Source organism: Pseudomonas sp. ICMP 3272 (genome assembly GCF_001466905.1).
Lineage (GTDB): Bacteria > Pseudomonadota > Gammaproteobacteria > Pseudomonadales > Pseudomonadaceae > Aquipseudomonas > Aquipseudomonas amygdali.
Genome location: NZ_LKEK01000075.1, coordinates 141210 through 166859, shown reverse-complemented (window position 1 = coordinate 166859; position 25650 = coordinate 141210). Strand labels below are relative to the sequence as shown.

Annotated in this window: 13 protein-coding genes; 12 read left to right on the top strand and 1 reads right to left on the bottom strand. The window is 59.1% G+C overall.

The features are described 5' to 3' along the window. The first annotated feature begins 1 nt into the window (after position 1). From AO068_RS21325 to AO068_RS21285, 9 genes are all read left to right on the top strand, one after another. On the top strand, positions 2-3682 hold the full coding sequence (locus tag AO068_RS21325) for a translocation/assembly module TamB domain-containing protein (protein WP_058409374.1): 3681 nt from the start codon (positions 2-4) through the stop codon (positions 3680-3682). Positions 3683-3787: 105 nt separating this feature from the next. Beyond that, positions 3788-4705, top strand: a complete 918-nt coding sequence (locus tag AO068_RS21320; RefSeq protein ID WP_002553679.1) for a LysR family transcriptional regulator — start codon at positions 3788-3790, stop codon at positions 4703-4705. Positions 4706-4795: 90 nt separating this feature from the next. Next, entirely contained in the window at positions 4796-5296 is a 501-nt protein-coding gene (tpx, locus tag AO068_RS21315; RefSeq protein WP_005743607.1) for a thiol peroxidase, read from the top strand. Between the two features lie 152 nt (positions 5297-5448). After that, a complete protein-coding gene (locus tag AO068_RS21310) occupies positions 5449-6750 on the top strand; it encodes an MdtA/MuxA family multidrug efflux RND transporter periplasmic adaptor subunit (RefSeq protein ID WP_058401491.1) in 1302 nt (433 codons plus the stop codon). Next, the gene (locus AO068_RS21305; RefSeq protein ID WP_058409373.1) at positions 6747-9857 is read left to right on the top strand and encodes an MdtB/MuxB family multidrug efflux RND transporter permease subunit; all 3111 of its coding nucleotides are present in this window, start codon (positions 6747-6749) and stop codon (positions 9855-9857) included. The genes AO068_RS21310 and AO068_RS21305 overlap by 4 nt, the downstream gene beginning before the upstream one ends. Then, complete coding sequence (locus AO068_RS21300) at positions 9854-12961, top strand: efflux RND transporter permease subunit (RefSeq protein WP_058409372.1); 3108 nt, start codon at positions 9854-9856, stop codon at positions 12959-12961. Before AO068_RS21305 ends, AO068_RS21300 begins: the two co-directional genes overlap by 4 nt. Beyond that, a complete protein-coding gene (locus AO068_RS21295) occupies positions 12958-14427 on the top strand; it encodes an efflux transporter outer membrane subunit (RefSeq protein WP_058409371.1) in 1470 nt (489 codons plus the stop codon). Before AO068_RS21300 ends, AO068_RS21295 begins: the two co-directional genes overlap by 4 nt. Positions 14428-14595: 168 nt before the next feature. Next, positions 14596-16707, top strand: a complete 2112-nt coding sequence (locus AO068_RS21290; protein ID WP_058409370.1) for a putative bifunctional diguanylate cyclase/phosphodiesterase — start codon at positions 14596-14598, stop codon at positions 16705-16707. 102 nt (positions 16708-16809) lie between these two features. Continuing rightward, positions 16810-17556 (top strand): SDR family oxidoreductase, encoded by a 747-nt coding sequence (locus AO068_RS21285; protein ID WP_058409369.1) that lies wholly within the window; start codon positions 16810-16812, stop codon positions 17554-17556. A 48-nt stretch (positions 17557-17604) separates the two neighbouring features. Here AO068_RS21285 and AO068_RS29050 read toward each other — a convergent pair whose 3' ends face one another. Then, the gene (locus AO068_RS29050) at positions 17605-17763 is read right to left on the bottom strand and encodes a hypothetical protein (protein ID WP_080394727.1); all 159 of its coding nucleotides are present in this window, start codon (positions 17761-17763) and stop codon (positions 17605-17607) included. A gap of 293 nt (positions 17764-18056) precedes the next feature. On the opposite strand from AO068_RS29050, the gene AO068_RS21280 reads away from it, so the two are divergent. Genes AO068_RS21280 through glgB form a run of 3 tightly spaced genes read left to right on the top strand, consistent with a single transcriptional unit; the run spans position 18057 to position 25643 of the window. Then, complete coding sequence (locus AO068_RS21280; protein ID WP_058409368.1) at positions 18057-20075, top strand: alpha-1,4-glucan--maltose-1-phosphate maltosyltransferase; 2019 nt, start codon at positions 18057-18059, stop codon at positions 20073-20075. Positions 20076-20094: 19 nt separating this feature from the next. Continuing rightward, positions 20095-23421, top strand: a complete 3327-nt coding sequence (gene treS, locus AO068_RS21275; protein WP_058409367.1) for a maltose alpha-D-glucosyltransferase — start codon at positions 20095-20097, stop codon at positions 23419-23421. Beyond that, positions 23418-25643, top strand: coding sequence for a 1,4-alpha-glucan branching protein GlgB (gene glgB, locus AO068_RS21270; protein ID WP_058409366.1), 2226 nt, complete (start codon positions 23418-23420; stop codon positions 25641-25643). Before treS ends, glgB begins: the two co-directional genes overlap by 4 nt. Positions 25644-25650 lie beyond the last annotated feature (7 nt).

Sequence of the window (25650 nt, the reverse complement as noted above, 5' to 3'; positions counted from 1 at the left end):
GATGAACATCAAGCGTATTGCAACGATTGCCGGACTGAGCGTGATCGCGTTATTGCTGCTGGTGATCGTGAGTGTCGGTGTACTGCTTGGAACCCAGGCAGGCAGCCAATGGGCGCTGGCCCGCGTGCCGGGCCTGCAACTGGAAAACTTTCAGGGCCGCCTGGGCGGGCAGTGGAGTGCCGAGCGCCTGGTGTGGCAGCAAGGCGCAGACCGTGTCGAGGTGCATTCTGTCGATTTCGCCTGGACGCCCGCCTGCCTGCTGAAGATGACCTTATGCATTGATCGCCTGCACGCGGGGCAAGTACTGCTGCGTTTTCCTCCGAGCGGTGCGCCGAGCAACGAGGATCCTTTGAGCCTGCCCGCCGTCAAGTTGCCGCTTGCCCTGCAACTGGGTGATATACAGCTGGGCAGCCTGCAACTGGATGGCGTCGAACAGTTGCGCGACCTCAAACTGGCGGCGCACTGGACCGCCGAAGGCTTGCAGATCGACAGCGCGCACTTGCAACGCGATGCGCTGGTGCTGGACCTCAATGGTCTGCTGAAGCCCGAGGGCGACTGGCCATTGAGCGTAAAAGGTCAACTGCAACTGCCGCCACAGGACGGTAAGCCCTGGACACTGGCGCTGGATATTCAAGGTGACGTGCTCAAGACCCTGCAACTCAAGGCTGACAGCAGCGGCTATCTACCAGGGCAACTGACCGGTGAGCTGCAACCTTTGGCTGAGCATGTGCCAGCACGATTGAAACTGACTGCAGAACATTTCAAACCCAGCGCAGCATTGCCCGATACCCTGCAACTCGACCAGCTCCTGTTGACTGCCGAAGGCGATCTCGACTCGGGTTACCAGATCAACGGCACTGCCAGCCTGCCCGCAGAAAAAGGCCCTGTGGCGTTGTCGTTGCAGGGGCGTGCGGATGCCAACGGGGCAACCATTGCAGCGCTTGATCTGGCCGCCAACGATCAACAGCGTCTGGCCATCAACGGCACGTTGAACTGGCAGAGTGGTTTCTCGGCTGATGCGAGCATCGACTGGCTGGATTTCCCTTGGCAGCGTCTGTATCCGCTGGAGTCCGAACCGCAAGTATCGTTGCACGCCTTCAAAGGTGAGATTTCCTACACCGACGGCAATTATCTTGGCAATTTCAACGCCAGCCTCAAAGGACCTGCTGGCGCGTTCACGCTGATCAGTCCCTTCAGTGGCAATTTGCAGGAAGTCCATCTGCCGCAACTGGAGCTGGTCGCAGGGCAGGGCAAGGCCAGCGGTTTCCTGAACCTGCAATTTGCCAATGGCGTTGGCTGGGACACTGCACTGGACCTGAGCGCGCTGGACCCTTCATTCTGGGTTGCCGAACTGCCCGGCACGCTGGCAGGGCCATTGCGCAGCAAAGGTCAATTGGTCAACGAGCAGCTCGAACTTACCGCCGACCTGGACCTCAAGGGACGTCTGCGTGGCCAGGCCGCGCTGCTGCAAGCCAAGGCTGACGGTCGTGATCAGCAGTGGAATGTCAGCAACCTGAACATTCGATTGGGTGACAACCGGGTTCAGGGTAATGGCAGTTTGCAGGAACGTCTCAAAGGGCAGCTGGACCTTGACCTGCCGCGTCTGGCTCAATTGTGGCCGCGCTTGCAGGGGCAGGCCAAAGGCAGGCTCGACCTGACGGGAACACTTCAGGCACCGCAAGGGCAACTGGCGTTGCAGGGCAGTCAGCTCGCTTTGCAGGACAATCGCCTGCAAAACCTGACACTCAATGCCCGTCTGGATCAGTCGCAGCGCGCGACCATCAACCTCAAGGGCGTTGGCATTCAGGCCGGCGACACCGGGCTGGGGACGTTGCTGGTGGACGGTCAGGGTACGCTCAAGGCGCAACAATTGAAGCTGGACCTGCAAGGGCCGTTGCTCAAGCTTGCTATCGCACTGGACGGCGGCCTGGACAAGGGCGACTGGCGCGGTCGGCTGGCCAGCGGCACGGTACAAAGCGGCGGACAGAACTGGCGTTTGCAGCAGCCGGCGAAGATTGAACGCCTGGCCGACGGTCGGCTGAACTTCGGTGCGCATTGCTGGCTGTCCGGTGCCTCCAGCCTGTGCGGTGGCGATCAACGACTGATGCCGGAGCCACGTTTGCGCTATCAGTTGAAGAATTTCCCGCTCGACAGCCTGGCGCAATGGATGCCAAAGGATTTTGCCTGGAAGGGCGCGCTGAATGCCGACGTTCAGCTTGATCTTCCGGCAGCAGGCCCCACCGGCAAGGTTACGATTGATGCCGGAGGCGGCACATTGCGGGTGCGCAGCAATGACCAGTGGCTGGACTTCCCGTATCAGACACTCAAACTTGACACCACACTGGCACCCAGACGTATCGACACGCGGCTGGATTTCGAAGGCGGCAAGCTGGGCCAGTTGCTGGTCAATGCGCAGATCGATCCGCTGGCCAAAGACAAGCCTCTGTCAGGCGATTTCGGTCTCTCCGGGCTGGACATCTCGGTGGCACGACCCTTTGCGCCAATGGTGCAGAAACTCAATGGCCGCCTGAACGGCAATGGTCGATTGTCAGGCAGCTTGCTGGCACCTCTGGTCAACGGCAGCGTGACACTTGAAGGCGGTGAAGTGGCGGGTGCCGAGTTGCCGATGGAACTGCATGACCTCAAGGTGCAGGCGTTGATTGCCGGGGAGAGCGTACAGCTCACCGGTGGCTGGAAAAGTGGCAGCACCGGGCAGGGGAGCATCGGCGGTCAGGTGGCCTGGGGGCAGAATCTGAACGTTGATGTGAGCCTCAAGGGCGCGCGTCTGCCGATCAATGTCGAGCCCTACGCGGAAGTGGAGGTAGCGCCTGACCTGAAAATTTCCATGCAGGGTGAGCGGCTGGCCATTTCCGGCAAGGTGCTGGTGCCCAAGGGGACGATCACCGTGCGTGAGCTGCCGCCGTCCACGGTCAAGCTGTCGGGCGACACGGTGATCGTCGGGCAGCAGACCGAGGAGGGCGCGCCACCGCTGGCAGTGGCCATGGATATCGATGTGGAGGTTGGTCAGGAAAAGCTCGCCTTCAGCGGTTTCGGGCTTACTGCCAATCTGGTCGGACGTGTGCACATTGGCGACAACCTGGACACCCGTGGTGAGCTGAACCTGAACGACGGCCGTTACCGTGCCTACGGGCAGCGGCTGACCATCCGCAAGGCGCGCCTGCTGTTTGCAGGCCCTGTGGACCAGCCCTATCTGGATATCGAGGCCATTCGCCAGACAGATGACGTGATCGCAGGCATTCGTCTGACCGGCAGTGCCGAGCAACCCACCACTGAAGTGTTTTCCGAACCCGCGATGAGCCAGGAGCAGGCGCTCTCCTATCTGGTCATGGGCAGACCGCTAAGTACCTCGGGCGAAGACAACAACATGGTCGCTCAGGCTGCACTGGCGCTAGGCGTTGCCGGGAGCTCGTCGACCACCGGCAAGCTCGCGGACAATCTGGGTATCAAGGACTTCGAACTGGACACCTCGGGAACCGGTGACAAGACCAATGTGGTTGCCAGCGGCAAGATCACCGAGAAGCTCAGCCTGCGTTATGGTGTCGGCGTGTTTGAACCGGCCAATACCATTGCGTTGCGCTATCTGCTCAGCAAGCGCGTGTACCTTGAGGCTGCAAGCGGTGTTGCCAGTTCGCTGGATATTTTCTATAAAAGAGACTTCTGAATACTGGCCAGCGGCTGTAATGGCACTGGCCTGCGTTCAACCGGTTTACCCTGTTAAAACAGTGTGACCCTTCTCACGCTCTCTCTATTCAGGCTGCCGGTAATCATGGATCGATTCAACGCCATGCGCGTATTCACCCGTATCGTCGAGCTGGGCGGTTTCGCCAGGGCGGCCGAGAGCCTGCATATGCCCCGTGCATCCGTGACGATTCTGATCAAACAACTGGAAGCTCACCTGGGCGTGCAGCTCTTGCAACGCACTACGCGTCAGGTCAGCACCACGCCTGACGGCAAGGCCTACTACCAGCGCTGCGTAAGCCTGCTGGCCGATCTGGATGACGCCGAAGCTTCCTTCTCTGCGGCAGGTGCCGAGCCCAAGGGGTTGCTGCGTGTTGACCTGCCAGTGAGCCTGGGGCGCATGATCGTGATACCCGCGTTGCCTGAATTTGCCCGGCGCTACCCGCAGATCCGGCTGGAAATCGGCATGAGCGACAGACCGGTCGACCTGATCCGCGAGGGCGTGGACTGTGTCTTGCGCGCCGGAGCAGCATTGGACGAAACGCTGGTCGCCAGGCCGCTGGGCAGCCTGACCCAGATCACTTGCGCCAGTCGCGATTACCTGCAGCGATACGGTACGCCGCTGAATCTGCCGGACCTCGCGCAACATCAGGTAATCGAATATTTCTCGACCAGCACGGGCAAGCGCTATGGTCTGGAGTTCATGGCCGGTGGCGTGGAGGTCGATCAAGCGTTGGCCTGTTCTATTTCGGTCAACAGTGCCGACGGTTATGTAGCGGCTTGCGAGGCTGGTTTCGGCCTGATACAGGTACCGCGTTACCATGTCGCCGCACAGTTGCGCAGCGGCATACTGGTCGAGGTGCTGCGGTTGCATCGTCCGCCGCCGCTGGCGTTGACGGTGCTTTACCCACCTCATCGTCAGTTGTCACGACGCATCAGGGTATTCGTCGATTGGCTGGTGGAATTATGTGCCCACCCAGATATCAGGGACAGACTGGTTTCCTGAGAAAATTCGGAAATATCCTATATAGGACACGGCACACTTTCGTGTTTAACTTCCGGTTCTTTTATTCATCTCAAAAAAGGAATGTGTTTCATGGCTCAAGTAACCCTCAAAGGCGGCCCTGTTCAAGTCAATGGCAAGCTGCCTGAAGTCGGCAGCAAGGCACCTGCCTTCACGCTGGTGGGTGAAGGTCTTGCCGACAAGACCCTGGCTGACTTCGCTGGCAAGCGCAAGGTGCTGAACATTTTTCCGAGCGTCGACACACCGACCTGTGCAACGTCGGTACGCAAATTCAACGCCCAGGCAAACGAGCTGAGCAATGCCGTTGTTCTGTGTATCTCTGCTGACCTGCCGTTTGCCCAGTCCCGCTTCTGCGGCTCCGAAGGTCTGGAAAACGTCAAGAACCTGTCTTCTTTCCGCGCTGCCGATTTCAGCGAGCATTACGGCGTTGCAATTGCAGACGGCCCGCTGAAAGGTCTGACCGCTCGTGCGGTGGTTGTTCTGGACGAAAACGACAAAGTGCTGCACAGCGAACTGGTAACAGAGATCGCTAACGAACCCGACTACGACGCTGCATTGGCTGTGCTTAAGTAACTTTCCGCAACACTTCGACGGCCTGAATCCGCTCAGGCCGTTTTTTTGTTTGTGCGTCATACGTTTATCGAAAGTAAGCGCTTGGTAAAGGCGCTTTGCTTGTAACGCATCTGTGCTTATTGTTCAGCCTTCTGAAGAAGCCCCCACCTGTAATGGTTGATTTATTCATGCAATCGTCTGGCTCTCGTAAATCCCGTCGCTGGTTGATCAGTTTGTTGATCCTGTTGGCCATTGTTGCCCTGTGCTGGTGGTTATGGCCTGCCTCCACTCCCGGCAAAGGGGCCGAGAGCAAGAAGCATGGCGCAGGTGGCATGGCGCGGCCTGGCTTCGGTGCATCGGCTGTCGCTGTCCCGGTGCGGGTAGCCCCGGCAACCGAAGGCGATTTCCCGATCTACTACAAGGCGCTTGGCACGGTAACGGCGATGAACACCATCAATGTGCGCAGCCGGGTGGCGGGAGAGCTGGTCAAGCTTTATTTCCAGGAAGGGCAGATGGTCAAGGCGGGTGACCTGCTGGCGGAAATCGATCCGCGCAGTTATCAGGTGGCGTTGCAGCAGGCCGAAGGTACGCTGGCCACCAATCAGGCGCTGCTCAAGAATGCTCAGCTCGACGTACAGCGTTACCGTGGGCTTTTTGCCGAGGACAGCATCGCCAAACAGACCCTCGACACTGCCGAGTCGCTGGTCAATCAGTACAAAGGCACGATCAAGACCAATCAGGCTGCCGTGGCTGACGCGAAGCTGAGCCTGGACTTCACACGCATTCGTGCGCCTATTGCAGGTCGTGTCGGCCTCAAACAGCTGGATGTCGGCAACCTGGTTGCCGCCAACGACACCACGGCGCTGGTGGTGATTACCCAGACCCAGCCCATTTCGGTCGCCTTCACGCTCCCGGAAAAGGACCTGTCGAAGGTCATTTCCCGCTACCGCACCGGCGACAAGCTGCCCGTCGAAGCCTGGGACCGTGGCGATACGAAAATGCAGGCTTCCGGTGTACTCGCCAGCCTCGACAACCAGATCGACGTGGCGACCGGCACACTGAAGTTCAAGGCCCGTTTCGATAACGGTGACGAGATCCTGTTCCCCAACCAGTTCGTCAATGTGCGTCTGCGCGCCGATACGTTGAAACAGGTGACGCTGGTGCCAACGGCTGCCGTTCAGTTCGGCACCGACGGGACCTTTGTCTATGTCCTGGACGGTGACAAGAAGGTCAAACTCAAACTGTTGAAGACCGGCCCGAGCGACGAGACATCGACGGTGATCACCGAAGGTCTGGCAGCCGGCGAACGGGTGGTGCTCGAAGGCACCGACCGTCTGCGCGACGGTGCTGAAGTCGAGGTCGTCAACGACAGCAAGGATGTACCGGCGGGTCCCGTTCAGAAGTTGCAGGGCAAGCCTGACAGCAAGACAGACAAGTCGGCAGCACTCGGCAAGGTGGAAAAACCAAACGTATGAACATGTCGCGCCTGTTCATCCTGCGTCCGGTTGCCACCACGCTCAGTATGCTGGCAATCGTCCTGGCAGGTCTGATTGCTTACACACTGCTGCCGGTGTCGGCGCTGCCTCAGGTCGACTATCCGACCATTCGTGTGATGACGCTGTATCCCGGTGCCAGCCCGCAGGTCATGACCAGCTCCGTCACTGCGCCTCTTGAGCGTCAATTCGGGCAGATGCCTGGTTTGACCCAGATGGCCTCGACCAGCTCGGGCGGCGCGTCGGTCATTACCTTGCGTTTCAGCCTCGAAATCAACATGGATGTGGCTGAGCAGCAGGTGCAGGCGGCGATCAACGCGGCCACCAACCTTCTGCCTACCGATCTTCCGGCACCGCCGGTCTATAACAAGGTCAACCCGGCAGACACGCCGGTTCTGACCCTGGCGATTACCTCGAAAACCATGCTGCTGCCCAAGCTCAATGATCTGGTTGATACACGCATGGCGCAGAAAATCTCGCAGATCAGCGGCGTCGGCATGGTCAGCATTGCCGGCGGGCAGCGTCAGGCTGTGCGGATCAAGGTCAACCCGGAGGCGCTGGCCGCCAACAGCCTGAACCTGTCTGATGTGCGGACCCTGATCGGCGCGTCCAACGTCAACCAGCCCAAGGGCAATTTCGATGGGCCGACCCGGGTTTCGATGCTCGATGCCAACGATCAGCTGAAGTCTCCCGAGGAGTACGCCAACCTGATTCTGGCCTATAAGGATGGCGCCCCCCTGCGCCTGAAGGATGTGGCCGAAATCGTCGATGGTGCGGAAAACGAACGCCTGGCGGCCTGGGCCAATCGGAGTCAGGCGGTGCTGCTGAACATTCAGCGTCAGCCGGGCGCCAACGTGATCGAGGTGGTCGACCGGATCAAGACATTACTGCCGTCAATCACCGAGAACCTTCCGGCCGGCCTCGACGTCGTGGTCCTGACGGACCGCACACAGACGATTCGCGCGTCGGTAACCGATGTTCAGCACGAGTTGCTGATCGCGATCATTCTGGTGGTCCTGGTCACGTTCCTGTTCCTGCGTCGCTTCAGCGCGACGATCATTCCCTCCATCGCCGTCCCGCTGTCACTGGTAGGCACCTTCGGCGTCATGTACCTGGCGGGCTTCTCGGTCAACAACCTGACACTGATGGCCATGACCATCGCGACCGGTTTCGTTGTCGATGACGCCATCGTGATGCTGGAAAACATCTCCCGGCATATCGAGGAGGGCGAAACACCTCTGCAGGCCGCCCTGAAGGGCGCGAAGCAGATCGGTTTCACCCTGATTTCCCTGACCCTGTCGCTGATTGCAGTCCTGATCCCGCTGTTGTTCATGGCTGACGTGGTCGGGCGACTGTTCCGCGAGTTCGCGATCACCCTGGCGGTCGCCATCCTGATATCGCTGGTGGTATCGCTGACCCTGACGCCCATGATGTGCGCGCGGCTGCTCAAGCGCGAGCCAAAGGAAGAAGAGCAGAGCCGTTTCTATCGCGCCAGCGGTGCCTGGATCGACTGGCTGATCAATATCTACGCGGGCGGGTTGCGCTGGGTGCTCAGGCATCAGCCACTGACCCTGTTGGCGGCATTGGTCACTCTGGCACTGACTGTGCTGCTGTACATCGTTGTGCCCAAGGGCTTTTTTCCGGTGCAGGACACCGGCGTGATCCAGGGTATTTCGGAAGCGCCACAGTCGGTCTCCTTTGCTGCCATGAGCCAGCGTCAGCAGGCGCTGGCTGACATCATTCTCAAGGACCCTGCGGTGGTCAGTCTGTCCTCCTACATTGGTGTTGACGGTGATAACGCAACGCTCAACAGCGGGCGTCTGCTGATCAACCTCAAGCCCCACACAGAGCGTGACCTCACCGCATCCGAGGTGATCCAGCGCCTGCAGCCGGAGGTAGACAAGCTTTCGGACATCCGTCTGTTCATGCAGCCGGTGCAGGACCTGACCATTGAAGACCGGGTCAGTCGTACTCAGTACCAGTTCAGCATGTCATCGCCCGACGCCGAGCTGCTGACGCTGTGGAGCGAAAGGCTGGTAAAGGCGCTCGGCAAACGGTCCGAGTTGACGGATGTGGCCAGCGACCTGCAGGACAAGGGCCTGCAGGTGTATCTGAACATCGATCGTGATGCGGCCAGTCGGGTAGGGGTCACCGTTGCGAATATTACCGATGCGCTGTATGACGCATTCGGTCAGCGACAGATTTCCACCATCTATACCCAGGCCAGCCAGTACCGCGTAGTGCTGCAAGCCGCGTCGGGCAGTGAGCTCGGCCCAGCCGCACTTGAGCAGATCCACGTCAAGACCACCGATGGCGCACAGGTAAAACTGTCGAGCCTGGCACGCGTCGAGCAGCGTCAGGCACAGTTGGCCATCGCTCACCTCGGGCAGTTTCCGGCAGTGATGATGTCGTTCAACCTTGCGCCCGGCGTCGCATTGGGCAAGGCGGTGCAGGTCATCGAGCAGGTTGAGCAGGACATCGGCATGCCGATTGGTGTGCAGACCCAGTTTCAGGGCGCTGCCGAGGCATTTCAGGCATCGTTGTCGAGCACGTTGCTGCTGATTCTGGCGGCTGTAGTGACCATGTACATCGTGCTGGGCGTGCTCTACGAGAGTTATATCCACCCGATCACCATCCTCTCGACACTGCCGTCGGCAGCAGTGGGCGCCTTGCTGGCCTTGCTGATCAGCGGCAATGACCTGGGGATGATCGCGATCATCGGTATCATTTTGCTGATCGGCATCGTCAAGAAGAACGCGATCATGATGATCGACTTCGCGCTCGACGCGGAGCGCAACCGGGGTGTTGCTCCGGAAACGGCGATCTACGAAGCGGCGCTGCTGCGTTTCCGGCCGATTCTCATGACCACCCTGGCGGCATTGTTCGGCGCCATTCCGCTGATGCTCGCCAGCGGCTCAGGCGCAGAGTTGCGCCAACCGCTGGGGCTGGTGATGGTCGGTGGTCTGCTGGTCAGCCAGGTACTCACGCTGTTTACCACGCCGGTCATCTACCTGTATTTCGACCGTCTTGGCCGTCGCTGGAGTCGCAGGCCTGCCGACCCGGACCGACTGGAACGGGCTGACGCATGAACCTGTCAGCGCCGTTTATCCGTCGCCCGGTCGCGACCGTATTGCTAAGCCTGGCGATCATGCTGCTGGGCGCGGTCAGCTTCCGCTTGCTGCCGGTCGCGCCATTGCCGAACATGGACTTCCCGGTAATTGTGGTGTCAGCCAGTCTGGCGGGTGCCAGCCCCGAGGTGATGGCCTCCACTGTGGCCACTCCGCTGGAGCGTTCGCTGGGCAGTATTGCCGGGGTCAATACCATGACCAGCAATTCAAGTCAGGGCACGACACGGATCATTCTGCAGTTCGATCTCAATCGCGACATCAATGGCGCAGCGCGGGAAGTGCAGGCGGCGATCAATGCTTCGCGCAACCTGCTGCCCAGCGGTATGCGCAGCATGCCGACCTACAAGAAGGTCAATCCGTCCCAGGCACCGATCATGGTGTTGTCGATGACGTCGACGGTGCTGGAGAAAGGTCAGCTCTACGACCTGGCATCCACCATCCTGTCACAGAGCCTGTCGCAGGTTTCCGGGGTCGGCGAAGTGCAGATCGGCGGCAGCTCGCTGCCAGCGGTGCGTATCGAGCTGGAGCCACAGATGCTCTCCCAGTACGGCGTATCGCTTGACGACGTGCGTACCGCGATAACCGGTGCGAACGTACGGCGTCCAAAGGGTTTTGTGGAGGATGACCTGCATAACTGGCAGGTGCAGGCCAACGACCAGCTGGAAACCGCCAAGGACTATGCGCCGCTGATCATTCGCTACAAGGACGGGGCGACCTTGCGCCTCAAGGACGTCGCGAAAGTCAGCGATGCCGTGGAAGATCGCTACAACAGCGGGTTTTATAACAATGACCGGGCGGTGTTACTGGTCGTCAACCGGCAGGCGGGCGCCAACATCATTGAAACCGTGGCGCAGATCAAGGCGCAATTGCCAGCCCTGCGGGCTGTGCTGCCCGCCAGCGTAAGCCTCAATGTCGCGATGGACCGCTCGCCGGTGATCAAGGCGACGCTGCACGAGGCAGAGATGACCCTGCTGATTGCCGTGGTTCTGGTAGTGATGGTGGTGTTTCTGTTTCTCGGCAGCTTTCGCGCATCGCTGATCCCCACTCTGGCGGTTCCGGTATCGCTGGTGGGCACCTTTGCGATCATGCACCTGTTAGGTTTTTCCCTGAACAATCTGTCGTTGATGGCCTTGATCCTCGCCACCGGGCTGGTAGTGGACGATGCAATCGTGGTGCTGGAAAACATTTCCCGGCACATTCACAACGGTCTCGACCCGATGAAGGCGGCATTTCTGGGTGCCAAAGAGGTGGGTTTCACCTTGCTGTCGATGAACGTCTCGCTGGTGGCGGTGTTCATTTCCATTCTGTTCATGGGCGGGCTGGTCGAAAGTCTGTTTCGCGAGTTTTCCATTACCTTGTCGGTGGCAATCGTCGTCTCGCTGATCGTGTCCCTGACCCTGACGCCGATGTTGTGCGCGCGCTGGCTGAAACCCCACGAGCCTGGCAAGGACAATGCCTTTCAGCGCTGGAGCGAGCGGGTCAACGACCGCATGGTCGCCGGCTATGACCGCTCGCTCGGCTGGGTCATGCGGCATCGCAGGCTGACACTGCTCAGCCTGCTGATTACCGTTGTGGTGAATGTCGCGCTGTATGTGGTGGTGCCCAAGACTTTTCTACCACAGCAGGACACCGGGCAACTGATGGGGTTTGTACGCGGTGACGACGGTCTTTCGTTCTCGGTCATGCAGCCGAAAATGGAAATCTTCCGCCGTTCGATTCTGGCAGACCCGGCGGTGGAGAGCGTTGCCGGTTTTATCGGCGGCAGCGGTGGCACCAATAACGCCTTCATGATCGTACGCCTCAAGCCGATTACCGAGCGCAAGCTGTCTGCCGAAAAAGTGGTCGAGCGTCTGCGCAAGAACATGCCGCATGTGCCCGGCGGCAGGCTGTTCCTGGCGCCTGATCAGGACCTGCAACTGGGTGGTGGTCGCGAGCAGACCAGTTCGCAGTATCAGTACATTGTGCAAAGTGCAGACCTGAGCAGCCTGCGGCTGTGGTATCCGAAGATCGTTGCGGCGCTCAAATCGATTCCGGAGCTGACGGCCATTGACGCCAGGGAAGGGCGCGGGGCGCAGCAAGTGACCCTGGTGGTCAATCGCGATACGGCCAAACGGCTGGGCATCGATATGAACATGGTCACGGCGGTGCTCAACAACGCCTACAGCCAGCGTCAGGTCTCGACGATTTATGACAGCCTCAACCAGTACAAGGTGGTGATGGAGGTCAATCCCAAATACGCCCAGGACCCGGTGACGCTGGAGCAGGTTCAGGTGATTACTGCCGACGGGCAGCGCGTGCCGCTGTCGAGCATTGCTCATTACGAGCGCAGTCTGGCAAATGATCGGGTTTCGCATGACGGTCAGTTCGCTGCTGAAAACATCTCCTTTGACCTGGCCGAAGGCGCCAGCCTTGACAAAGCGACGGTGGCTATCGAGCGCGCAATTGCCGCCATCGGGCTGCCGTCCGACATCATTTCCAAGATGGCCGGGACCGCCAACGCCTTTGCCTCGACCCAGAAAAGCCAGCCCTGGATGATTCTCGGTGCGTTGCTGGCGGTGTATCTGGTGCTGGGGATTCTTTATGAAAGCTACATCCATCCATTGACGATCCTCTCGACGCTGCCATCGGCCGGTGTGGGCGCATTGCTGACGATCTACGTGCTGGGCAGCGAATTCAGCCTGATCTCCCTGTTGGGGCTGTTCCTGCTGATTGGCGTGGTGAAGAAGAACGCAATCATGATGATCGACCTGGCCCTGCACCTTGAACGTGATCAGGGAATGACGCCGCAAGATTCGATACGCAGTGCATGCCTGCAACGCCTGCGCCCCATTCTGATGACCACGATGGCCGCCATTCTGGGTGCATTGCCGTTGCTGCTGAGTACCGCGGAGGGCGCTGAAATGCGCAAACCGCTGGGCCTGACCATTATTGGTGGGCTGATCTTCAGCCAGATCCTGACCCTCTACACCACCCCGGTGGTTTACCTTTATCTCGACCGTCTGCGCCATCGTTACAATAAATGGCGTGGCGTGCGTACCGATGCTGCCCTGGAAACCCCGCTATGACCGAACGCCTGGCCTTTATATCCCGCCCGACAGGGCTGATTCGTCCACTCGCGCTGGGGCTCTGCGTTGTCCTGCTCAGCGCTTGCGCTGTCGGTCCGGATTACCAGAAACCGTCGATGGCCGCGCCTGCGCAGTTCAAGGCCGCTGAAGGCTGGCGTGCAGCTACACCCAGTGATGCGATGGCCAAAGGTGCGTGGTGGGAGGTGTACAGGGATCCGCAACTGAATGCGCTGGTCGAACGGCTCAACACCTCCAACCAGACCGTCGCCCAGTACGATGCGCAGTACCGGCAGGCACAAGCACTGGTGCGCAGCTCCAGAGGCGCATTTCTGCCGACACTGGACCTGACCACCGGCAAGACCCGCTCGGGGCAGGGCACAGGTACATCGAATACCGGTACGAATACCAGCGCCTCGGGAATTCGCAACAGTTACAACGCGCAGTTGGGCGTCAGTTGGGAAGCCGATGTGTGGGGCAAATTGCGTCGCGGGCTGGAGGCTGACACCGCCAGTGCGCAGGCAAGTCTTGCGGACCTGGCAGCGATGCGCCTTAGCCTGCAATCGGAGCTGGTGCAGAACTATCTGCAATTGCGGGTCATTGACGAACAGAAACGCCTGCTGGAATCCACTGTGGACACCTATCAGCGCTCTCTGACCCTCACCCAGAATCAATACCGCGCCGGTATTTCAGGAAGTGACGCTGTCGCCCAGGCGCAGACACAGTTGAAAAGCACTCAGGCCGACCTGATCGATCTGGCCTGGCAGCGTGCGCAATTCGAGAACGCCATTGCCGTGCTGATGGGCATGGCGCCCGCAGACTTCAATCTGCCGGCCAGCACTTCGATTCCGCAATTGCCGCAGATTCCGCCAGGGCTGCCGTCCCAGTTGCTTGAACGCCGACCGGACATCGCCGCGGCCGAACGCTCGGTGATGGGCGCCAATGCCAACATCGGCGTCGCCAAGGCCGCTTACTACCCAGACTTCACGCTGAGCATGAGCGGCGGTTACAGCAGCAGTACGTTCGCCAACTGGATCAGCCTGCCCAACCGCTTCTGGTCGGTAGGGCCGCAACTGGCGCTGACGTTGTTCGACGGTGGCAGGCGGACGGCGGAGGTCGATCGTACCGAGGCCGTGTATGACCAGACCGTCGCCCAGTACCGGCAGACTGTGTTGAATGGTTTTCAGGAGGTCGAAAATTACCTGGTTCAGCTCAAGGTCTATGAGCAGGAGGCCGCCGTGCGCCAGGAAGCGCTGGTGTCGGCGCGTGATTCGCTGCGCCTGACCAACAACCAGTACAAGGCCGGGCTGATCGGCTATCTTGACGTCGTCAACGTACAGGCTACTGCTTTGAGCAATGAACGCAGTGTGCTGAACGTGCTGCAAAGTCGCTTGATTGCCAGCGTCCAGCTGATTGCCGCATTGGGTGGCGGCTGGAATGCTGAAACGGGTTTGACCCTCAGGGAGTGAGTGCTTCTCGGGGCAAAGGCGGTTTTTCTTGAACTGTTCGTGATAAATGAAAAATTAATAGCTAGTTGCCATCTTTTCGACCAGATACCGCGACATTTGGCAGCGATTGCGTACAATCATCCCCCGCAGTATCGGCATGGACGCGCTCATTGGGCTCCAGGTGCGTTTATGTTGATTGGCAGCTATACCCCGTCGCTCGTCGTGGTCTCCGTTCTCGTCGCAATTGTTGCTGCATACACTGCTCTCGATCTGGTTGGCCGTATTATTTCGGCCAGGGGCCGCGCCGTTTATGTATGGATTGCGGGCGGCGCATTCGCAATGGGCGTTGGCAGTTGGTCGACGCACTTCATCGGTATGCTGGCATTCGTCCTGCCTATCGACGTTGGCTATGATGTGCCGCTGGCGCTGTTGTCCTTGCTGATCGCAATACTGTCTTCCGGTTTCGCGCTGTGGCTGGCCGCCCGGCCGCTGTTATCCGCCGCGCAGATTGGCCTGGGTGGGTTGTTGCTGGGGCTTGGCATCAGCGCCATGCATTACACCGGCATGGCGGCAATGCGCATGCAACCCTGTATCGAATACACGCCCTGGTTGTTTGCGCTTTCCCTGGCGATCAGCATTGCCGCCTCTGCGGCGGCGTTATGGATAGCGTTTCGTCTTCGCCAGCAAAGGCCCAGGGTATACCTGATGCGTGCGGTAGCGGCAATTCTGCTGGGAACGGCCATCATCGGTATGCATTACACCGGCATGGCGGCGGCCACCTTTGCCGATGGCAGCTTTTGTGGTGCGTTGCCCGATGGATTGAGCAGCAATGGACTGGACAGGATTGTTCTGGTCGCCAGTCTTTCGATACTGGGTATCGCGCTGTTCAGTTGTATTCTCGACTCCCACCTCGAGACGCGTACCGCTGTCCTTGCCAACTCCCTGACTGAAGCCAATCAGGAGCTTACCCACCTGGCTCTGCATGACAACCTCACCGGGCTGCCGAACCGTGTGTTGTTGACGGATCGCATCGAGCAGGCGATGAAGAAAGTCAGCGAAAGCGGCGGCTGCTTTGCGTTGATGTTCATGGACCTGGATGGTTTCAAACCGGTGAATGACGCATTCGGCCACCATACCGGGGACTTGCTGTTGCGGCAGGTCGCTTTGCGTCTTCGTAACAACCTGCACCGGCACGACACGCTGGCAAGGATCGGTGGTGATGAATTCGTGCTGCTGGTCGAACTGCATGACCCGCAGGATGCGTTGGCTGTCGCAACGCGTCAGGTCAATGAAATAGGCAATCCGTTTACCATCGGCGAGCATCAATTGCAGATCTCGCTGAGCATCGGCATCTGCATGTACCCGGGCAATGGCAATACCCAGCACGAACTTCTGATCAACGCCGATGCCGCCATGTATCACACCAAAGCGGCCGGCAAGAACGGCTACAGCTTTTTCGATGCGTCGATGAACAGCAACGCACGCAATCAGCTGCAGATGTCTCAGGACTTGCGTAAGGCGATCAAGCACAGGCAGTTCTGTATCTATTACCAGCCCAAGTTCGACGCTTTGACCGGACTGCCCCTGGGCGCAGAAGCGCTATTGCGCTGGAACCATCCGGAACAAGGCGTTATGGGCCCCGATCAGTTCATCGCCATGGCAGAGAAAACCGGCCTGATCATTCAGATCGGCGAGTGGGTACTGGATGAGGCTTGCCGACAGATGCGTGAGTGGTACACCCAGGGCTACGCGCACTGGCGCATTGCGGTGAACCTGTCAGCGCTGCAGTTCTGCCATGCGGGGCTGGTCACTGCGGTGGCGGATACGCTGGCCAGGCATCAGCTCCCGGCCAACTGCCTGACCCTGGAAATCACCGAGACTACGGCCATGCATGACGCCGATGCCAGCCTGGCGGTGTTGCAAAGGCTGTCGGAAATGGGCGTGGATCTATCGATTGACGATTTTGGCACCGGTTACTCCAGCCTGATGTACCTGAAGCGCCTGCCCGCCAATGAAATCAAGATTGATCGAGGTTTCGTGCGTGACCTTGAGCATGACACCGACGATGCCGCCATCGTGTCGGCCATCGTTGCGGTAGGGCAGGCGTTGAACCTGCGGATCGTCGCCGAAGGCGTAGAAACAGCGGTTCAGAAGCGCTTCCTGACGCACTTGGGATGTCACTCCCTGCAAGGCTTCCTGCTCGGTTATCCTTTGCCGGCTGAGCAATTTCTCGACGAAATTCGCGCCGCCGAGGCGAAAGCGGCAGTCGACGTGCCCGATGTTGGGCAACCGGCTTTCTGAAGCGCATGGATGGCGCTGGACGGCAAAGGCTGGCACGATCAGAAACGTCTGGCTAACCTGCGGGTGTTAGCTGCGCCTTGATGCTGGCTTCAGAGAAAAATCATGGAAAAAGTCCTCGTTATTACCGGTGGCTCGCGCGGAATCGGCGCAGCCACTGCGCGTCTGGCCGCTGTACAGGGCTATCGGATCTGTATCAATTATCTGTCTGATCATGCCGCAGCCGAAAAGACGGCAGGGCAGGTCAGGGCCCTGGGTGCTCAGGCGATCACCTTGCAGGCGGACGTCAGCAACGAAGACGAGATCATGCGCCTGTTCTCCAGGGTCGATTCGGAACTCGGCCGCGTTACCCATCTGGTCAACAATGCAGGCACGCTTGCTCAGGCTTCAAGAGTCGAGGACATGTCCGAATTCCGAATGCTCAAAATGATGATGACCAACGTCGTCGGACCGATGCTGTGTAGCAAACATGCCTTGTTACGCATGCTGCCGAGTCACGGCGGGCACGGTGGCAGTATCGTCAACGTATCCTCGCTCGCGGCCCGCCTCGGCTCGGCAGGCGAATATGTGGACTACGCAGCTTCGAAAGGCGCGCTGGACACGTTCACCATCGGGCTTTCCAGGGAAGTGGCCGGGGAGAACATTCGCGTCAACGCGGTGCGGCCGGGGTTCATCTTCACCGACTTTCACGCCCTGAGCGGCGATCCGTTCCGCGTCAGCAAACTCGAGGGCGCACTGCCCATGGGCCGTGGCGGTACGGCGGAGGAAGTGGCCGAGGCCATTCTCTGGCTGCTGTCGGACAATGCGTCGTATGCCACAGGAACATTTATCGATCTGGCGGGCGGGCGCTGAAGGCGTGCATGGTCTGGCAAGCGCCTTCAGATACCGCTTACTGATTCGTCACACCGTTACAGGTGGCGCGTTGGCGGGCGGGTCGCCTAACGGTGTTTGATCGGGGGGCTGCGTTGAGGGCGGTGGCTCCTGCTCGGGTACTGGCTCGGGCAGAACGGGGTCGTCGATGTTTGGATCAGGTACTTCTACAGGATTGGGTAGCGTCATGGCTGCAGCCTCCTTGTTGACCCTTTTTACGACCCCCCGGCCTGATTGATGATTCAATTGATTTGAACCGGATAACCCTTGCCCGATTGTTCTGCCCTGCGTTTGGCTCATGTTCAATGCGCCCGCCTGACAACCTCAAAACCTTTGAACTTTACCTTCGTTGACCGCTCGGAACCTAGGCAGCTGAATTCGACGAGTCTTCTGCATGTTGCGATTTTCCGCTGCCATACCGTCAATTTTTCCATTGCATGGAATGCACAGGAGCGTCCCTGGGGCGTGAGGAGTGATGCTCGATGAGTGAACAGCCATACGGTCCGGATTCCCTGGCCACCGATGTACCGCACCCAACCCAACCCTTGTCACTGACCCAGGCACTGCAATTGCCCCGCATCGTGATCGAAGACACGCTGCCAGTGATCGACGGTGGCCTGTTTGCGGCCAAGGCGATCATCGGGCAACCGGTCACCGTGACCAGCAAGGTCTACGCCGACGGGCACGACAAAATGGCGGTTAATATCCGCTGGCGTGCTGCCGATGAGGACACCTGGCATAGCGCGCCGATGCACGAACTGGGCAATGACAGCTGGGTCGGTGAGTTCACCCCGACTTCGGTCAGTCGCTATGTGTTTCGCCTTGAAGCCTGGATCGATCAGTTCGGAAGCTATCGTTACGAACTGGACAAAAAGTTCGGCGCTGGCGTGCCTGTCGACCTGGAACTGGAAGAGGGGCGCATTCATCTGGTGCATGCCGCTGAGCGCAGCCAGCACGAGCAGCGCCAGCAGATTGAAAGCCTGCTAGGTCAGCTGGAGCAGGGCGATAAAGACGAGAAAGTCGCGTTGCTGTTGCACAGCGAAACCGCAAACCTGATGAAGCTGGCTGATAATCAGGCCTTCCTGAGTCGTAGCGTTGAATTTCCGCTGGATGTCGAGCGTGAGCTGGCCCAGTTCGCCAGCTGGTACGAGCTGTTTCCTCGCTCGATCACTGATGACCCTGCGCGCCACGGCACCTTCAACGATGTCCATTCGCGTCTGCCGATCATCCGCGACATGGGTTTCGACGTGTTGTACTTCCCGCCGATTCACCCTATCGGCCGTGCCCATCGCAAGGGGCCGAACAACTCTCTGACCGCAGGGGCGGATGATCCGGGCAGCCCGTACGCAATTGGCAGTGAGGATGGCGGCCATGAAGCCATTCACCCACAGTTGGGCAGCCGTGAAGACTTCCGTAACCTGGTGAAGGCTGCGGCCGATCACGGGCTGGAAATCGCATTGGACTTCGCCATTCAATGTTCGCAGGACCATCCGTGGCTCAAGCAGCATCCGGGCTGGTTCTCATGGCGTCCGGACGGCACTATCCGTTATGCGGAAAACCCGCCGAAGAAGTATCAGGACATCGTCAACGTCGATTTTTACGCGCCTGATGCCATTCCCGGTCTGTGGCTGGAATTGCGTGACATCGTTCTGGGCTGGGTGAATGAAGGCGTGAAGATTTTCCGCGTCGATAACCCGCACACCAAACCGCTACCGTTCTGGCAGTGGATGATCGGCGAGGTGCGCAATCAGCATCCTGAGGTCATGTTCCTTGCCGAAGCATTCACCAAGCCTGCCATGATGGCGCGACTGGGCAAGGTCGGTTACAGCCAGAGTTACACGTATTTCACCTGGCGCAACACCAAGGCAGAGCTGTCCGAGTACTTCACCCAGCTCAACGAAGTGCCTTGGCGTGATTGCTATCGCCCGAACTTTTTCGTCAATACGCCTGATATCAACCCGCGCTTCCTGCATGAGTCCGGCCGTCCTGGATTTCTGATCCGTGCAGCGCTGGCCACCATGGGCTCAGGGCTGTGGGGCATGTATTCGGGGTTTGAGTTGTGTGAAGCGGCACCGATTCCGGGCAAGGAAGAGTATCTGGACTCGGAAAAGTACGAGATTCGCGTTCGGGACTATGCCGCACCGGGCAACATCATTGCCGAGATCGCCCAGCTTAACCGCATTCGCAGGCAGAACCCCGCGCTGCAAACGCACTTGGGCTTGAAACTGTATAACGCTTGGAATGACAACATTCTGTACTTCGGCAAGCGTTCGGCGGATGGCAGCAACTTCATTCTGATTGCCGTCAACCTTGACCCCTTCAACGCACAGGAAGCAGATTTCGAGCTGCCGCTGTGGGAAATGGGCCTGCCGGATGACGCGGCGACGTCGGGTGAAGACCTGATGACCGGACACCGCTGGACCTGGTACGGCAAGTATCAGCACACGCGTCTTGATCCATCACAACCGTTTGGAATCTGGCGTATCCAGGCTGCGCAATAACACTCCCAAGGAGTCAGTAATGGCCAAGAAGCCCGGTGACGCGACATTCATCAAAGACCCGCTCTGGTACAAGGATGCGGTGATTTATCAGGTTCATGTGAAATCGTTCTTCGATTCCAATAACGACGGGATCGGCGATTTCGCGGGCTTGATAGAAAAGCTCGACTACATTGCCGCGCTGGGGGTCAACACCATCTGGTTGTTGCCGTTCTACCCGTCGCCGCGCCGGGACGATGGTTACGATATTTCCGAATACCGCGATGTGCACAGCGATTACGGCACCATGGCCGATGCCAAGCGCTTCATCGCTCAGGCGCACAAGCGTGGCCTGCGGGTGATCAGTGAGCTGGTTATCAACCATACGTCCGACCAGCACCCGTGGTTTCAGAAAGCGCGTCATGCCAAGCCCGGCTCCAAGGCACGGGATTTCTATGTCTGGTCGGATACCGACCAGAAATACGACGGCACGCGGATCATTTTTCTCGACACAGAAACGTCTAACTGGACTTGGGACCCGGTCGCCGGTCAATACTTCTGGCACCGTTTTTACTCCCACCAGCCGGATTTGAACTTTGATAACCCGCAGGTACTGGATGCAGTGCTTGAAGTCATGCGCTTCTGGCTTGATCTGGGCATCGACGGCTTGCGTCTGGACGCTATCCCGTACCTGATCGAACGCGACGGCACCAATAACGAGAACCTTCCGGAAACCCATCAGGTGCTCAAGCGTATTCGCGCCGAGATCGATGCGAACTACCCGGACCGCATGCTGCTGGCCGAGGCCAATCAGTGGCCGGAAGACACCCAGCTGTATTTCGGCGACAGCAAGGGGCCGGATGGCGACGAATGTCACATGGCGTTTCACTTTCCGCTGATGCCGCGCATGTACATGGCGCTGGCGCAGGAAGACCGTTTTCCGATCACCGATATTCTGCGCCAGACACCGGAAATTCCGGAGAATTGCCAATGGGCGATTTTCCTCCGTAACCACGACGAACTGACCCTGGAAATGGTGACGGATCGTGAGCGTGATTACCTCTGGAATTACTATGCCGCTGACCGCCGCGCGCGGATCAACCTGGGTATCCGTCGACGCCTGGCACCACTGGTTGATCGGGATCGCCGCCGGGTCGAACTGTTGAACAGTATGCTGTTGTCGATGCCCGGCACGCCGACGTTGTATTACGGTGATGAGATCGGCATGGGCGATAACATCTATCTGGGAGACCGGGACGGTGTGCGTACGCCGATGCAGTGGTCGATCGACCGCAACGGCGGCTTTTCGCGTGCCGACCCGGCCAGCCTGGTATTGCCGCCGATCATGGACCCGATGTACGGCTTCCAGTCGGTCAACGTCGAAATTCAGGAGCGTGATCCGCACTCGCTGCTGAACTGGAATCGACGCATGCTGGCGGTGCGCAAACAGCAGAAGGCATTCGGGCGTGGCACGCTGAAAATGCTCTCGCCGTCGAACCGCCGCATTCTTGCGTACACCCGCGAGTACACGGCACCTGATGGTCACAGTGAAGTGGTGTTGTGTGTTGCCAACGTTTCCAGCGCCGCTCAGGCTGCAGAGCTTGAGCTGTCGGCTTACGCAGGCACAGTGCCGGTGGAAATGCTCGGTGGCAGCGCATTTCCGCCTATCGGGCAGTTAAGCTATTTGCTGACGCTCCCGCCGTATGGTTTTTACTGGTTTTTACTGGCTTCGGAGAATCAAATGCCCAGTTGGCACGTTGAACCCGCGCAGAGCATGCCGGACTTCCCGACCCTGGTGCTCAAGAAGCGCCTTGAGGAGTTGCTCGAAGAGCCGCTGCGCAGCACCATGGAAAAAACCTCACTGGCTGTTTATTTGCCAAAACGCCGCTGGTTCGCAGGCAAGGGCAAGGACATAGAGCAGGTCAACATCGCGTATGCAGTGCGTTTCGGCGACGAGGCGCACCCGGTGTTGCTCAGCGAGATAGAAGTGACTGCAGATGGCCAGACCGATCGCTATCAGCTGCCATTCGGCTTGCTCGCCGAAGACGACATCAGCAGTGCATTGCCACAGCAACTGGCACTTGCCAGAGTGCGGCGTAATCGTGATGTCGGGCTGATCACCGATGCGTTTACTCTGGAAACCTTCATTCGTGCAGTGATTCAGGGCATGCAGTCGGATACGGTCATCCCCTGTGCCGACGGCGAGTTGCGTTTCGAGCAGAGTTCGCAGCTGGCACCGCTCGCCCTCACCGCAGAGTCGGAAGTGCGCTACCTGTCTGCCGAGCAGTCGAACAGCTCGGTGGTCGTCGGTGGCAGCCTGGTGCTCAAACTGATTCGTAAAGTCAGTGCCGGGACGCACCCGGAGCTGGAAATGGGTGCTTTCCTGACCAATGCCGGCTTCAAGAATATCTCGCCGTTGCTGGGTTCGCTGGTGCGTGTCGGCAAAGACGGAAAACCGAATCTGCTGATGATTGCCCAAGGCTACCTGAGCAATCAGGGTGACGCTTGGGAGTGGACGCAGAACAATCTGGAACGCGCAGTACGCGATGAGTTGGCGCATGGCGTGTCCGGTCAGGAACAGCATTACAATGCGTTGCTGGAGCTTGCGGACTTTTCGCGCAGCCTTGGCCAGCGTCTCGGTGAGATGCACCAGATTCTGGCGTCGCCTACCGACAACGCAGACTTTGCTGTTGAAGTCACCAGCAGTCAGGACAGCAAGGCCTCCGGAACCAGCGTCAATGCTCAGCTTGAGCGCGCCTTGCAACTGCTTGAGCAGCGCAAGGGCGATCTGGAGCAGGACGATCAGCAACTGGTCAGCGATTTGCTCGCCCAGCGCAAGCAGATTCGTCAGCGCGTCGAAGGTCTGGCCAAGCGCTCGGCAGGTGGCCTGCGCATTCGCGTGCATGGTGACTTGCACCTCGGCCAGGTGCTGGTGGTCAAGGGCGATGCCTATCTGATCGATTTCGAGGGGGAACCGGCCCGCGCACTTGAAGAACGCCGTGCCAAGCACAGCCCGTTCAAGGATGTCAGCGGTGTTTTACGCTCGTTTGACTACGCTGCCGCCATGGCGGTACGCAGCGCGCAAAGCGTCGACACCTCGCCTGAGGCCGCCGGTGCTCGCAAACGTGTCGCCGAGACCTACCTGGCGCAGGCGCGGGAAGCCTTTATCGAAGGCTACCGTTCGGCAACAACCGGAATGGCCCATGCCTGGAAAGATGCAAAAGGGGAGGACGCCGCACTGGAATTGTTCACCCTTGAAAAAGCTGCTTATGAAGTGATCTACGAAGCCGAGAATCGTCCAGCCTGGTTGGCCGTACCCTTGCAAGGCTTGCGTGGGTTGCTGCAACCGTCTGATGGAGAGCCAATATGAATGCGCCTCACAAAACCGGCACAGGCCGCCGCGCGATTCCCGCTGCTGTGGACCTCGATGCGCTGATCCGCGCTGAACACCGTGATCCTTTCTCGATCCTGGGGCCGCACGGTGATGGCGGCAGCGGGCAATACGTTCGTGCCTATCTGCCCGCAGCGTTGAGCGTGCGTCTGCTGGCCAAGGATGATGGCCGCGAGCTGGGCGAGATGGAAATGAGCGAGGTGCCGGGGTTTTTCGTCGGTCATCTCGAGCAACCCCAGCCTTACCTTCTGAAGGTCCAATGGGCTGGCGGTGAACAAATCACCGAGGACCCTTACAGTTTTGGCCCGCTGTTGGGCGAGATGGACCTTTATCTATTCGCCGAAGGTAACCACCGCGACCTGAGCAGTTGCCTTGGCGCGCAAGTGACCAACGTCAATGGCGTGGACGGGGTTCGTTTTGCGGTCTGGGCGCCGAATGCCCGCCGAGTGTCGGTGGTCGGCAGTTTCAACAGTTGGGATGGTCGTCGTCACCCGATGCGCCTGCGTCACCCGACCGGCGTATGGGAGATTTTCGTCCCGCGTCTGCAGCCTGGTGAGGTCTACAAGTACGAGATACTCGGTGCCCACGGGATTCTGCCGCTTAAAAGCGACCCGATGGCACTGGCCACCACGCTGCCGCCCGATACGGCGTCAAAAATCTCTGCGCCGCTGAAGTTCGAGTGGAACGACCAGGAGTGGCTGCAATCACGGACAGGTCGTCACGACGTTGCCGCACCGCTGTCGATCTACGAACTGCACGCAGGTTCGTGGCAGATGGAGCAGCACGAGGACGGTCAATGGCGACAGTACAACTGGCGCGAGCTGGCTGACCGACTGATTCCCTACGTCAAGGAACTGGGCTTCACCCACATCGAGCTGATGCCGATCATGGAACACCCGTTCGGGGGCTCATGGGGCTATCAGTTACTGGCCCAGTTTGCACCGACCGCCCGTTACGGTTCGCCAGAAGATTTCGCTGCGTTCGTCGACGCCTGCCATCGGGCTGAAATCGGCGTGATTCTTGACTGGGTGCCTGCGCATTTCCCGACCGATACCCACGGGCTGGCGCAGTTCGACGGCACCGCGCTGTATGAGTACGCCGATCCCAAGGAAGGCTTCCATCAAGACTGGGACACGCTGATCTACAACCTGGGGCGCACCGAAGTTCATGGCTTCATGCTGGCTTCGGCGTTGCACTGGCTCAAGCATTACCACATCGACGGTCTGCGCGTGGATGCGGTGGCGTCAATGCTGTACCGCGACTATTCGCGTAAAGCGGGCGAATGGGTGCCGAATCGCTTTGGCGGACGCGAAAACCTCGAGGCAATCGACTTTCTGCGTCATTTGAACGACGTAGTTGCGCTGGAAGCCCCAGGGACCATGGTGATTGCGGAAGAGTCGACCGCGTGGCCGGGTGTCAGCGAGCCGACCCAGCAGGGTGGGCTGGGCTTCAACTACAAGTGGAACATGGGCTGGATGCATGATTCGCTGCAGTACATGATGAAGGATCCGTTACATCGCAGGCACCACCACGGCACCCTGACTTTCAGCCTGGTGTATGCGTGGTCCGAGCGTTTCGTATTGCCTATTTCCCACGATGAAGTGGTACACGGTAAACATTCGCTGATCGACAAAATGCCTGGCGACCGCTGGCAGAAATTCGCCAACCTGCGCGCCTACCTTTCATTCATGTGGACGCACCCTGGCAAGAAACTGCTTTTCATGGGCTGTGAGTTCGGCCAATGGCGCGAGTGGAATCATGACGAGCAACTGGACTGGTACTTGATGCAATACGCCGACCACGTTGGCGTAAAGAATCTGGTCGGCGATCTGAATCGTCTCTATCGTCAGGAAAAGGCGCTGCACCAGCGCGATGCCGATCCAGCCGGCTTCCAGTGGCTGATCGGCGACGACCAGGCCAACAGCGTGTTTGCCTACCTGCGCTGGAGCAATGATGGCGAGCCGCTGCTGGTGGTGGCCAACATGACGCCAGTGCCGCGCCTGGATTACCGTGTAGGCGCGCCCGTATCAGGGGCATGGACTGAGTTGCTGAATAGCGACGCGCAAACCTACGCAGGTTCCAACATGGGCAATGGTGGGGAAGTGAACACCGAAGACGAGCCAGCACATGGGATGGAGGCTTCACTGAAACTGAACCTGCCGCCGCTTGCCGTGCTTATCCTCAAACCGAAGAAAGACTGACCAAGGC